Consider the following 12,980-nt stretch of genomic DNA (forward strand, 5'->3'; position numbering starts at 1 on the left):
TGAGGATTAGCAATTACACTGAGAAGCTTTCGCCACAACCACATTCACCGTCGACGTTAGGGTTTCTAAATTCAAACCCTTCGTTGAGGCCTTCTTTTACAAAATCAAGCTCAGTACCATCTAAGTACACCAAGCTCTTTGCATCAACGATGATTTTTACGCCGTGTTGTTCAAACACTTCATCGCCATCGTTTAGCTCATCAACGAACTCTAAAACATAAGCGAGGCCCGAACAGCCAGAGGTCTTAACACCTAAGCGCAAACCAATACCTTTACCGCGATTATCGAGAAAACTACTCACGCGTTGCGCGGCTGTTTCAGAAACAGTAACTGCCATAATAGAAACCCTAAAACTTAGGCGCAGCATGCACTGCGCCAATCAAACTATTTTGCTTTGTAATCTTCAATTGCTGCTTTGATAGCGTCTTCCGCTAAGATAGAGCAGTGAATTTTTACTGGTGGTAATGCTAACTCTTCAGAAATATCACGGTTGCTAATGGCGCCCGCTTCTTCTAATGATTTACCTTTCACCCACTCTGTTACTAGTGAACTTGATGCAATCGCGCTACCACAACCGTAGGTTTTAAACTTAGCGTCTTCGATAATGCCATCGTCGCTAATTTTAAGTTGTAGTTTCATCACGTCACCACAAGCTGGTGCGCCTACCATTCCCGTCGCTACTGATGGATCGTTCTTGTCAAATGAACCTACGTTACGTGGGTTTTCGTAATGGTCTAATAATTTTTCGCTGTATGCCATTGTACTATCTCCTGCTCTTGCTCGGTCGCCTAGTGGGCAACCCACTCAACACTGTCTAAATCAATACCGTCTTTGAACATTTCCCAAAGCGGTGACATCTCACGTAATTTGTCGATTGAATTGGTCATTTGCTCGATGGCGTAATCAACTTCTTCTTCGGTGGTAAAACGGCCAACACTGAAACGAATTGAGCTGTGAGCCATCTCATCGTTTAAACCTAATGCACGTAGCACGTATGAAGGCTCAAGACTCGCTGATGTACAAGCACTGCCTGATGAAACGGCTAAATCTTTTAATGCCATCATTAACGACTCACCTTCAACGTAGTTAAAGCTGATGTTTACAATGCCTTTGTAACCCAGCTCGCGATCGCCGTTGAGGTAAGTCTCTTCAATTTTCATTAAACCGTTGATTAAACGCTGGCTTAAACGCTCAATGTGCTCTTTATCTTTTGCTGCATCTAATGCCGCAACACGACAAGCTTCACCGAAACCAACGATTTGGTGTGTCGCTAGTGTACCACTGCGCATACCACGCTCATGACCACCACCGTGCATTTGCGCTTCTAGGCGAATACGTGGCTTACGACGAACGTAAAGTGCACCAATGCCTTTAGGGCCGTAGATTTTGTGGCCTGAGAATGACATTAAATCAACTTTAAGTTCGCTTAAATCGATGTTTAATTTACCAAGGCTTTGCGCGCCATCAACATGGAAAATTACTTTGCGAGCACGTAGCATTTCACCAATTGCAGCGATATCTTGGATGATACCGATTTCGTTGTTCACGTGCATGATAGACACTAATACCGTATCTTCGCGCAATGCTGATTCAACTTGTTCAACGGTGATGATGCCGTTAGCTTGTGGCTCTAGGTAAGTTACTTCAAAACCTTCACGCTCTAGTTGACGCGTCGTATCTAATACGGCTTTGTGCTCAGTTTTAGAAGTAATGATGTGTTTGCCTTTTTTCGAGTAAAAGTGCGCAGCACCTTTAATCGCAAGGTTATTTGATTCAGTAGCACCTGAAGTGAAAACAATTTCGCGAGCATCAGCGTTGATTAGCTCTGCTACTTGGTTACGCGCAATATCAACTGCTTCTTCTGCTTGCCAACCGAAACGATGAGAACGAGAGGCTGGGTTACCGAAGTTACCTTCCATCGTTAAACAATCAATCATTTTTTGCGCAACGCGCGGATCAGCTGGCGTGGTTGCCGCGTAATCGAAGTAAATTGGTAATTTCATTTATTGCTCCACCTAGTTACTACTGAGTAACTAGCCTATTTAATGCTAATTTTAAAAACTGCTAATTATTACAACTGCTAATTTAACGTTACTATAATTATTATTCGTTTCTTTAATCCAAGTGCCCTTGCACAATAGTTTATGCGTTTGCACTGGCATTCGGCGCTCTTACGCCTACACCATAGTTAGGATTAACCTAACTGATTGGTATGAAAAATTTCATTTTGCTGGTCACTGCCAGCCATTTCCTGTGCCATATTTTGCTTATTCGCTATGGCTATCACCTCGGAGTTATCCATTAATTCCCCCAAGGAAACACTGTCTAAAAAATCCTGCATCTTAACGCTAAAGTCATTCCACAATGAATGCGTTAAACAGCGTCCGCTCGGTGAACAAGGCTTATCGCCTTTACACTGCGTCGCTACCACAGAATCGTTAACGGCTCCGATAACTGCACCAATAGAGATTTCAACGGCTTCTTTGGCCAATTGATAACCGCCACCCGGGCCGCGAATGCTCTCTACTAATTTGGCTTTGCGCAATTTCGAGAACAACTGCTCTAAATACGACAATGAAATTCGCTGCCTTTCGGAGATATCTGCTAGACAAACAGGTCCTTGTGTTTGATGTAATGCAACATCTAACATCGCCGTTACCGCGTAACGTCCTTTCGAAGTTAATTTCATTACATTGCCTCGCAATAGTGATAATGGCGGCAATTACATCAAACCCGAGTATTTTAGTCAAGTATATACCCGAGTAATTTAGTCGGATTAGTGATTATTTATACTAATTGACTATTTGCTCTCATTATCGCTGTCGATTCTGCCCCGTTGGGTGGCAGTTAAAATGCCGCGCAAGATATTAAGTTCAATGGCCTCTGGACGCGCTCTGTTATATAAACGGCGTAGTTTTGTCATCACCTGTCCCGGATGCGCCTTAATAATGAAGCCAATCTGACTCAAAGTTTCTTCCAAGTGCTGATAAAAGCCTTCCATATTATCAGACAACGGATACTCTTCTTCGGTTTCCTTAACGCCTGCAAGTGCCGCCATGCGGATTTCGTAACACAGCGTTTGTACCGCCATCGCTAAATTAAGTGAACTGTACTCAGGATTGGCTGGAATACACACGTGATACTGACACAGTTGCAACTCTTCATTAGTCAAACCACTGTTTTCACGCCCAAAAACAACAGCCACAGGATATTTACTCGCTTCGCTAATCAGTTTAATCCCACTTTCACGCGGATCTAACATCGGCCATGGTAAGGTACGTGAACGAGCGCTGGTACCAATTACTAAACCGCAATCTTTTACCGCCTCTTCTAACGTACTTTCAATAGTGACTGTTTCTAATAAGTCTTTAGCGCCTGCTGCTAAGGCTTGAGATTTCTCATCGATCTCTGTTTGTGGATCAACCAAGACTAAATCTGACAAGCCCATTGTCTTCATGGCACGGGCGACACTGCCGATATTGCCCGGATGGGTGGTGCCAACAAGAATCACCTTTACCTGAGGTAGTAGCGATAATGAATCATTGATTTGAGTTGGTTGCGTGCTCACAAAACGACCTATATTCTTTATTAAATTGGTAGGCAGCCTAAGCATTAAGCACTTAACCGCCAAAAATAATCGGCGCATCATAGCAAAACATTTGGCTATTTTCTTTAAAAACTTGAAGGCGTTTAGTATTAATTGCCACTTTGATCTAACAGCAGTTTTTTTGACAATAAAAGCGTGAGCAAGTACGTGATTTTTATCAGCAACGCTTGTCTAGCGCATATATTCTGATATGATGTGCGCCGATTAAATCTTGCTGGCAAACAGCAAGCAACCGTTCTTTAAAATTCAAAGGTATACACGTATGCATCCGATGCTAAATATTGCAATTCGGGCAGCTCGTAGCGCAGGCAAGATTATTATGCAAGCGACTGAGCAGCTAGATAAAGTTGAAACAAATCAAAAAGGTTCAAATGACTTAGTAACGTCAGTTGATACTGCAGCTGAACAAGCAATCATGGCAGTGATTAGTAAATCATACCCAGATCACGGCTTCATCTGTGAAGAAAGCGGTGAACAAGGCAATGCAAAAAGTGAATACCAATGGATTATCGATCCTTTAGATGGCACAACTAACTTCATCAAAGGCATTCCACATTTCGCGGTTTCTATCGCACTACAAGTTAATGGTAAAACAGAGCAAGCTGTTGTTTTCGATCCAGTTCGCGACGAGCTATTTACAGCTACTCGCGGTCAAGGCGCACAATACAACAGCTACCGCACACGTGTATCTAAAGCAAAAGACTTAAAAGGCACAGTGATCGGAACAGGCTTCCCATTCAAAGTCAAGCACTACAAAGATACGTACCTATCGATCTTCTCTGACATGTACGACGATGTTGCAGACATGCGCCGCGCAGGTTCAGCAGCGTTAGATCTTGCTTACGTTGCCGCAGGCCGTTTAGACGGTTTCTTCGAGATCGGTCTAAAACCATGGGATACAGCAGCTGGTGAATTACTAGTAAAAGAAGCTGGCGGTATCGTGACAGACTTTACTGGCGGCCACGGTTATGTTTCTTCAGGTAACATCGTTGTAGGTAACCCAAAGGTTGTTAAGGCTATCTTATCTAAGATGCGCCCTCACCTAACGCCTGCTTTATCTCGTTAATATAACGCTGAGATAACACCAATGAAAAAGGCGCTGATTAGCGCCTTTTTTGATCTTGTATCAAAACTATTTAGCAGTTACTTCCTGCGGAATATGCTGATGCATCACTTCACCTAATTTAAACATGACACACTCGCCTTCTTTCATAATGTGCCAATCTTCGTTATTGGTCAGCGGCCTTGTAGCAATCACAGTGACGATATCATTGGGCGTAGTTTCCTTATGAAAATCAATCACAACATCGGTATCAATTAAGGTCGCTTTACCAAAAGGGGCACGACGAGTAATCCAGCTTAAATTATTACTGCAATAAGCAATTAAATAATCACCGTTGGTCAGCAGCATATTAAACACGCCAAACGATCTCAGTTTGTCTGCATGCTTGCGAATAAACTCGAATATCAACGAGGTATCTTGAGGCATTTCGTCAAACTCTTGCGCCAGTAAATCCAATAACCAACAAAAGGCTAATTCACTATCGGTTTGGCCAATAGGTTTGAATCTTGATGTAGCGAGGGCTTCTTCATAGTCAGACAGTTGTCCATTATGGGCATAACACCAATTAGTGCCCCATAACTCGCGAGTAAATGGATGGGTATTTTCAAGATTAACCTCACCGCGATTCGCTTGACGAATATGACTTATCACCACTTCACTCTTGATGGGATAAGATTTGATTAAATTAGCGACCTGAGATTCACAACTTGGCAATGGATCTTTAAAACTGCGACAGCCTTTACCGTCATAGAAAGTAATGCCCCAACCGTCTTTATGCGGCCCAGTGACACCACCGCGCTCTACTAATCCGGTAAAACTAAATACAATATCCGTTGGCACGTTGGCACTCATGCCCAATAATTCACACAATTGTCATTTCCTTCCATTAACATCTCGTTCGCGAGGCAGATAAACAGCCCTAGGTTGAGAGAGTCTAATGGCGGATAGCAAGAAACTCAAACCCTTTCCTAGTCTTTTGTTAAGACCTGTTTGTTAAAGGCATTTAAGCGTCAAATAGCAAAAATATTCAAACAATTGTTCTAATAATGCTGGCACTTTCTAAATTAGTTAGGTTAAACTGGTAGGACGAGTTATAAAGTGTAACGATTAAAGGAGAACTTACGTGTTTACTTTACTCTTCATAGTCGCAGTACTTGCTTGCTTGGGAACCCTTGCATATAAGCGCGCGTCTTTAATTACCTTCACCGGTGCAATTGGTATTGCACTTCTTATCCTCTCTATGGCGACACATGTTTCAACACTTGTGTGGTTATTGTTTATCGTTATCGCTGTACCGTTAAACGTAACATCGTTTAGACAACAATATATCAGTGTGCATCTGCTTAAGCTTTACCGCTCAATCATGCCTGAGATGTCTCGTACCGAAAAAGAAGCTATCGATGCAGGTACAACTTGGTGGGAAGCCGACTTATTTAAAGGCGCACCAGATTGGAAAAAAATGCACAACTACCCTGCACCGCGATTAAGCGCGCAAGAACAAGCATTCTTAGACGGCCCAGTAGAAGTAGCCTGTGCTATGGCAAACGAGCACGAGATTTGTCATGAAAAAGCAGACTTGCCACAGGAATTATGGCAATACCTAAAAGACAACGGTTTCTTTGCGATGATTATCAAAAAGAAATATGGCGGTCTTGAATTTTCTGCTTACGCGCAATCACGTGTTTTACAAAAATTATCAGGTGTAAGTTCGGTATTAGCGTCAACTGTTGGTGTTCCTAACTCGTTAGGTCCTGGAGAGTTATTGCAGCATTATGGTACGCAAGAGCAAAAAGATCACTACTTACCGCGTTTAGCGTCAGGTGATGAGATCCCATGTTTTGCATTAACTAGCCCAGAAGCTGGTTCGGATGCTGGTGCGATCCCAGATCGCGGTTACGTATGTAAAGGCGAATGGAATGGCGAAGAAGTACTGGGTATGCGAATTACTTGGAACAAGCGCTACATTACGCTAGCACCAGTAGCTACAGTGCTTGGTCTTGCTTTTAAACTAGAAGATCCAGAGGGGTTACTTGGTGATGAGAAAGATTTAGGCATCACTTGTGCCCTTATTCCGACAGATATTGAAGGCGTAGAAACAGGCCGTCGTCACTTCCCATTAAACGTGATGTTCCAAAATGGTCCGACGCGCGGTAACGACGTATTCTTCCCACTTGATTTCATTATCGGCGGCCCGAAAATGGCTGGTCGTGGCTGGCAGATGCTGGTTGAGTGTCTATCGGTTGGTCGTGGTATTACCCTGCCGTCAAACAGTGCCGGTGGCGTTAAAACCCTAGCACTTGCTACAGGTGCATACTCACGCATTCGTCGTCAGTTTAAGGTTCCAATCGGTAAGATGGAAGGAATTGAAGAGCCATTAGCACGTATCGGTGGTAACGCTTACCTAATGGACGCCGTAACAACAATGACGACAGGTGCTATCGATTTAGGTGAAAAACCGTCAGTGATTTCAGCTATCGTGAAATATCACCTAACCGACCGCATGCAACGCTGTGTAATTGACTCTATGGATATCCACGGTGGTAGTGGTATCTGTTTGGGTCCTAACAACTACGTTGGTCGTGGTTACCAAGGCGCACCAATTGCTATCACTGTAGAAGGCGCAAACATTCTTACCCGTTCATTGATCGTATACGGTCAAGGTGCTATTCGCTGTCATCCATACGTATTAGCTGAGTTAGATGCGGCAAATCAATCTGATGAGCGCGTTGCATTAGAAGATTTTGATAAAGCGGTTTTTGGTCATATTGGTTTTGCTATCAGTAACTTCTGTCGCAGCTTATGGTTAGGTTTAACCAACAGCCGCTTTTCAGCATCGCCATTTAATGACGAAACCAAGCGCTACTATCAGCACATGAACCGCTTCTCTGCAAACTTAGCGTTCTTATCTGATATTGCTATGGCTTGTTTAGGCGGCGATCTTAAACGTAAAGAGCGTATTTCAGCACGTTTAGGTGATATTTTAAGTCAGTTGTACTTAACAAGCGCTACGTTAAAACGTTTTGATGATGAAGGTCGTCAGCAAGCCGATTTAGCATTTGTTCACTGGGCAGCACGTGATTCACTATTTAAGGCACAAACCTCGTTAGATGAATTACTACGCAACTTCCCTATCAAATGGGTTGGCAAAATCTTACGCTACGTAATGTACCCTACTGGTATTACGCTAGTTGCACCATACGATGAGTTAGATCACGAGATTTCTAAGATCTTACAAACGCCAAATATGACGCGTGATCGCATTGGTCAAGGCCAATACTGGAAACCAACAGAGCACAACGTGGTTGGTATTCAAGAGCAAACATTACGTGATGTGATTGATGCAGAGGGCATTATCGCTAAAATCAGTAAGGCAACAGGCACCAAAGAGCAGCTTATTTTCTTAGATAAGTTAGCGGAGAAAGCCTTAGCCGATGGTCACATTAGTGAAGATGAAGCTGAGCACTTACGCAAGACAGAAATCGGCCGCTTAAAATCAATTAACGTTGATGATTTTGACCCACAAGATTTAGTAGTTAAGTCGTAAGACACACTAAACGCTATTAAGGCCAGTCAATTGACTGGCCTTTTTTATGCCTGCATGTTTGACCCGAAAAATCACAACACGAATTAACAGCACTCTCGACTCAACGAAACATAAAACCTTTTCCGCCAACCAAATACTATGTTAAACATGCGTTACTGTGCCAGAAAAGCCAAATAGACGGGCTAACAGCAATATCTCCCTCAAACTAAATACTTGTAACAAAGATGCGCTTATTTTTATTGTCATACTCTAACTAGTGAAAATTTTGCTAGTAATAAGCTTCTTTACTGCAAATTAAGTCTATCTGTAATCATAGCTCCTTCTAATGTACCCAGTTGAACTATCAGGAGTCATAAACTCTGTAAGAGCAACTAAGGCAATATGCCCCCTAAACAAAGGTGACACACAGAAGGACCTACGCTTATGCTAATGAAAAAGCACAACATAATTTGATTGGAGATAGTCAAAGCATAAAGGAAGAATTTCAGGCATAAAAAAAACCAGCACTAAGGCTGGCATTTTTTATAACATCGAATTGTATGGTGTTGGCGGAGTGGACGGGACTCGAACCCGCGACCCCCGGCGTGACAGGCCGGTATTCTAACCAACTGAACTACCACTCCACATACGTGAACCATAGTTCGATATTTTTACATGATTGGCGGAGTGGACGGGACTCGAACCCGCGACCCCCGGCGTGACAGGCCGGTATTCTAACCAACTGAACTACCACTCCACACATCGTGTAAGCAAGTTTTTGTAAACACTGATATAGATTGGCGGAGTGGACGGGACTCGAACCCGCGACCCCCGGCGTGACAGGCCGGTATTCTAACCAACTGAACTACCACTCCGCATATCGCATAGCGTTTATAACTACTTTTAAAACCATTGAGAATTACAACAAAAACTGAGAAGAAATTGGCGGAGTGGACGGGACTCGAACCCGCGACCCCCGGCGTGACAGGCCGGTATTCTAACCAACTGAACTACCACTCCGCGAGATGAAACATCTGCTTCGATTACTTCTTATTTTTCATTGTATTGGCGGAGTGGACGGGACTCGAACCCGCGACCCCCGGCGTGACAGGCCGGTATTCTAACCAACTGAACTACCACTCCACGAAACAATGGGACACTACTTTTAAATTGGCGGAGTGGACGGGACTCGAACCCGCGACCCCCGGCGTGACAGGCCGGTATTCTAACCAACTGAACTACCACTCCGCAATCTAGTGAAAACAAACTTTGTTAGCTCGTCTCCTTGAGTGCGGGGTGGATAATACGTATCCCCCCGAAATGAGTCAACCAGTTTTTTAAATAACTTCGATTTTTTCGTTTAACCGCCGAAAATTACATCAACAAAAGCAAATATTGAGCAACTATTTCTTTTTCTTACTATCTTTGTCTTTTTTATCACCTTTTTCGTCTTTCTTATCGGCGTCCTTTTTATCTGCTTTTGGCTTTTTAGGCTTCTTCTTACGCAAAAATAGCCACATCAATAAGCCGCCTAATAACAAGATAAGTACATTGACCATAACGATGATAATAATCAGTGCTTTTTCTTCTTCCGCTTTTTGCTTTGCCGCCTTGCGGCGCTTTTCCAATTGCTCTCGTTTAAACTGTGCTTTACGGGCTTTGTCGGCTTCAACTTTCTGTGCTTTTACCTCTTTGGCTGCTGGCACCTCAATCTTCACCTTCATTTGCTCGATGTTATACCTAAACTCGCGCCCGTCGTTGGTGGTACCAAATACTTCGATATCAATCTTATAGCGACCAGGCTTTTGTACATTCTCAAGACGTAACAAATGAGTTGGCGCCAAATTACTAATACTCAAGTGCTCTTGCGTATCATCGGGATGGTGAACTATCACCTGAATCGCCATTTGCGACATATCTACTGCTTGCTCATTAGTAATAAAGCGCAGCGCATACTGACCATCAATCGCCGCTGACATTAAATCAACTTTCACTGGTTGCGGTCGCAAATAAAGTGGTTGCGAATATTCACGCTCAAAGACTTTATTGCCAGCCCGTACTAATAAGGTATAGGGGCCATTGGGCTTGTCGAGATCTAAACGGCCAGTAAAGACACCATCACCGCGGCGTTCATCTAAACCTTGGCCGTCATCGATGTATTGACCAATGGTGAAAGTCCCAGCACCAAAATTAGGTGCGGATGTATCACTCGTGCTGCGCAAGAAAACATCGAGCTTAATAAGATCATCTACTCGGCCTAATGCCAAGAGTTTATTGTTAAACTCGATACGAGCAGTTAGCTTTACGACTTCGCCAACAAACAGCTCATTTGGAAATTCATTAATTTTTAAGGCTAAAGAAGTGGCTAATCGGATCTCACTACTCGGCAAGATATCGCCAATAATCTGCCACGGGCCTATCATCGGCTGCTTGATCTCAATCATATCGCCCGCGTTGCCATCCACCCAATTGACGCCATCAACCTGACGCGTTGCATAAAGCTTACTACCGTCTGGACGTACTAAGATAATTGGCGCAGAGCCCGGTTTACGCTCAATAATAAACACCAAGGCTTCGACAGCTTGGTCAACGCGAAATCGATTAGACAACAGCTTTATCTTCTGCTGACTCGCATTATCATTGGGATTATAGTTGTTGGCACTGGCAGGAAGTGCCAATGACAAGGCGATTACGCCGATTAGAAATAACTGTCGAAACACCCTAGTATCCTTAATGTAATTATACTTTTACTATTCACCACGCCATTTACAGCTGCCGCCTTTGTCGACAACAACGTCTAATCGTTCTTGGTGTGCTTGTAGTTCTGCGTCACTTGCTTTAAGCACATTTAATACCAAACCTGGATCTAAGCGAATAATACCGCCAGCACCCTGCTCTTCACTCTCACCAACATTGGTTAAATTGAGTTTGGTTTGGCCGCCGGTCATCGCCAAATAAACGTCGGCTAAAATCTCGGCATCGAGTAATGCGCCGTGAAGCGTACGCGATGAGTTATCAATGCCATAACGCTTACACAATGCATCTAGACTGTTACGCTGACCAGGATGCATATCCTTAGCCATCACTAGCGTATCTAAAATACCGCTCATTTGGTCGGTTTTTGGGATACCGCGATTGAGTAGATCAAACTCATAATCCATAAAGCTAACGTCGAACGGCGCGTTGTGAATTACGAGCTCGGCATCTTTGATAAAGTCAATGAACTCATCGGCAACCTGATCAAAGGTCGGTTTATCACGTAGAAAATCATCACTAATTCCGTGAACTTCAAACGCTTCTGGATCAACGAGGCGATTTGGCTGGATGTAAACGTGATAATGGCGTCCTGTTAAACGGCGATTAATCACTTCAACACAACCAATCTCGATAATTTTATGGTTTAAATAAATGGGGCCACCGGCCTGATTCATACCTGTGGTTTCTGTATCTAGCACCACTTGGCGGGTGTAACTTGGTGTGCTCATTAATTAACACTTCCTAATTTAAAACGTTATGGCGCTAGTCTATCAAGACGATACGATCTAATCATCTAGTTTCCGCCCACTGCGGTTACTCGACCCTTGCATAGTTGTCACCGGATTTAAAACTGGCGAGCTTGTAACCCCCCAACGCGGCTTAACAGGCGTTAGCGGCCTGACGAGTTTTTTGGCCATGATGCAATAAAAGCTGCCAAGTCCCGGAATGTTATGGGATAAAAACGACTGTGCATATTTGGTGTAATGGGGCTTGGTTAACAAGCTCGAATAAATAAGCTTTTGTGATGCCACCACTTTAAAACCAAGCACGGCTAGCCAATCTTGTACTCGCGCTTGAGAGTATAGGCGTGCGTTGTATGGGTATTTGTGGCTAAGCTGCGGATTAATACTCATTAGCCCTAACGGGCTAAATGGATTGATACCAATAATTAGCACATGGCCACCAGCGACAGTAACCCGATTAATTTCACGTAATAATTGATGGGGGTTATGATGAAAATTAAGGCTAAGCGCTAAAATAGAGGCATCAACACTCGATTCAAGAAATGGTAAACGAGATAAGTCTGCCACTACGCTCGCGCCGCGCTCTGGTGCAATACCCACTTGATGTTTAATGAGGCAGTTTTCGGTATTGAGCTGATGACTAAGGGCACCAACTTTAAGCAAATGGTAGCCAAAAATATGAGACAACCACGGGGAAATGGCCTGCTCGATGTTGTCTTTCACCCATTCACCTTGCGCTAACTCTTGCCAATGACTTGGTGCTAGTACGCGATTGTTACTAAATGCAGGCTTGAAAAACACAGGCTAAGTGACTCTTTTTAAAACACAATAGCCTTACAATACGCTAATTTTTAAACAAGTGCTACTCACCGTTAAGGGTGAGTACTAGGGTGCGACTGCCGCCACTATCACGATGTTCGCACAGATATATGCCCTGCCATGTACCAAGGTTTAACCTACCTTTTGATACCGGAATTGACTGACTCGCGCCAATCAGCGTCGATTTGATATGAGCAGGCATATCATCACTGCCTTCATAGGTATGCTCGTAATAAGGTGCGTTTTCTGGTGCTAGCACGTTGAAATGCTTTTCCATGTCAGTACGCACCGTGTAATCGGCATTTTCATTGAGGGTTAATGACGCCGATGTGTGCTTAATAAATACATTGAGCATCCCCACACTTAATTGTCTTAGCTCTGGCAGCACTCGTTCTATTTCATCGGTAATTAAATGAAAACCTCGGCGATGAGGAGCTAGTTTTATTTCTCGTTGGATCCACATAACGT

The 12,980-nt window shown here is 43.6% G+C and carries 12 protein-coding genes and 6 tRNA genes; 2 read left to right on the forward strand and 16 right to left on the reverse strand.

The genetic code is table 11. The features are described from left to right. Window positions 1–13: 13 nt before the first annotated feature. The 5 genes from iscA to trmJ all read right to left on the reverse strand — a co-directional run bounded on the left by iscA (window position 14) and on the right by trmJ (window position 3,568). Window positions 14–337 (reverse strand): iron-sulfur cluster assembly protein IscA, encoded by a 324-nt coding sequence (gene iscA, locus MHM98_RS10615; protein WP_239439250.1) that lies wholly within the window; start codon window positions 335–337, stop codon window positions 14–16. Between the two features lie 47 nt (window positions 338–384). Continuing rightward, window positions 385–759, reverse strand: coding sequence for a Fe-S cluster assembly scaffold IscU (gene iscU, locus MHM98_RS10620; protein ID WP_239439251.1), 375 nt, complete (start codon window positions 757–759; stop codon window positions 385–387). Window positions 760–788: 29 nt separating this feature from the next. Beyond that, window positions 789–2,003 carry an IscS subfamily cysteine desulfurase gene (locus MHM98_RS10625; RefSeq protein ID WP_239439252.1) on the reverse strand — a complete coding sequence of 405 codons (1,215 nt, stop codon included), beginning with the start codon at window positions 2,001–2,003 and terminating at the stop codon, window positions 789–791. Between the two features lie 191 nt (window positions 2,004–2,194). Then, complete coding sequence (gene iscR, locus MHM98_RS10630) at window positions 2,195–2,689, reverse strand: Fe-S cluster assembly transcriptional regulator IscR (protein ID WP_239439253.1); 495 nt, start codon at window positions 2,687–2,689, stop codon at window positions 2,195–2,197. 111 nt (window positions 2,690–2,800) lie between these two features. Continuing rightward, window positions 2,801–3,568: a tRNA (cytosine(32)/uridine(32)-2'-O)-methyltransferase TrmJ gene (trmJ, locus tag MHM98_RS10635; protein ID WP_239439254.1), complete on the reverse strand. Its 768-nt coding sequence runs from the start codon at window positions 3,566–3,568 to the stop codon at window positions 2,801–2,803. A gap of 301 nt (window positions 3,569–3,869) precedes the next feature. Between trmJ and suhB the strand changes: the two genes are divergently transcribed. Further along, window positions 3,870–4,673, forward strand: a complete 804-nt coding sequence (gene suhB, locus MHM98_RS10640) for an inositol-1-monophosphatase (RefSeq protein WP_239439255.1) — start codon at window positions 3,870–3,872, stop codon at window positions 4,671–4,673. Between the two features lie 66 nt (window positions 4,674–4,739). Here the strand turns inward: suhB and MHM98_RS10645 are convergent, their stop codons facing one another. Then, on the reverse strand, window positions 4,740–5,540 hold the full coding sequence (locus MHM98_RS10645) for a class II glutamine amidotransferase (protein ID WP_239439256.1): 801 nt from the start codon (window positions 5,538–5,540) through the stop codon (window positions 4,740–4,742). A 253-nt stretch (window positions 5,541–5,793) separates the two neighbouring features. Here MHM98_RS10645 and fadE point away from each other — a divergent pair, with 253 nt between their 5' ends. Then, on the forward strand, window positions 5,794–8,214 hold the full coding sequence (fadE, locus tag MHM98_RS10650; RefSeq protein WP_239439257.1) for an acyl-CoA dehydrogenase FadE: 2,421 nt from the start codon (window positions 5,794–5,796) through the stop codon (window positions 8,212–8,214). Window positions 8,215–8,760: 546 nt separating this feature from the next. Here fadE and MHM98_RS10655 read toward each other — a convergent pair. From MHM98_RS10655 to MHM98_RS10700, 10 genes are all read right to left on the reverse strand, one after another. After that, a tRNA-Asp gene (locus MHM98_RS10655) sits at window positions 8,761–8,837 on the reverse strand. 36 nt (window positions 8,838–8,873) lie between these two features. Beyond that, a tRNA-Asp gene (locus tag MHM98_RS10660) sits at window positions 8,874–8,950 on the reverse strand. 41 nt (window positions 8,951–8,991) lie between these two features. Continuing rightward, window positions 8,992–9,068 (reverse strand) — tRNA-Asp (locus MHM98_RS10665). Window positions 9,069–9,136: 68 nt separating this feature from the next. Beyond that, a tRNA-Asp gene (locus tag MHM98_RS10670) sits at window positions 9,137–9,213 on the reverse strand. 46 nt (window positions 9,214–9,259) lie between these two features. Continuing rightward, window positions 9,260–9,336 (reverse strand) — tRNA-Asp (locus tag MHM98_RS10675). A 28-nt stretch (window positions 9,337–9,364) separates the two neighbouring features. After that, window positions 9,365–9,441 (reverse strand) — tRNA-Asp (locus MHM98_RS10680). Between the two features lie 155 nt (window positions 9,442–9,596). Beyond that, window positions 9,597–10,913 carry a TIGR03503 family protein gene (locus MHM98_RS10685; RefSeq protein ID WP_239439258.1) on the reverse strand — a complete coding sequence of 439 codons (1,317 nt, stop codon included), beginning with the start codon at window positions 10,911–10,913 and terminating at the stop codon, window positions 9,597–9,599. Between the two features lie 30 nt (window positions 10,914–10,943). After that, window positions 10,944–11,678: a DNA polymerase III subunit epsilon gene (gene dnaQ, locus MHM98_RS10690; RefSeq protein ID WP_239439259.1), complete on the reverse strand. Its 735-nt coding sequence runs from the start codon at window positions 11,676–11,678 to the stop codon at window positions 10,944–10,946. Window positions 11,679–11,735: 57 nt separating this feature from the next. Further along, the gene (locus MHM98_RS10695; RefSeq protein WP_239439260.1) at window positions 11,736–12,494 is read right to left on the reverse strand and encodes a methyltransferase domain-containing protein; all 759 of its coding nucleotides are present in this window, start codon (window positions 12,492–12,494) and stop codon (window positions 11,736–11,738) included. Window positions 12,495–12,555: 61 nt separating this feature from the next. Next, window positions 12,556–12,975 carry a secondary thiamine-phosphate synthase enzyme YjbQ gene (locus tag MHM98_RS10700; protein WP_239439261.1) on the reverse strand — a complete coding sequence of 140 codons (420 nt, stop codon included), beginning with the start codon at window positions 12,973–12,975 and terminating at the stop codon, window positions 12,556–12,558. Window positions 12,976–12,980 lie beyond the last annotated feature (5 nt).

Source organism: Psychrobium sp. MM17-31, assembly GCF_022347785.1.
Classification (GTDB): domain Bacteria; phylum Pseudomonadota; class Gammaproteobacteria; order Enterobacterales; family Psychrobiaceae; genus Psychrobium.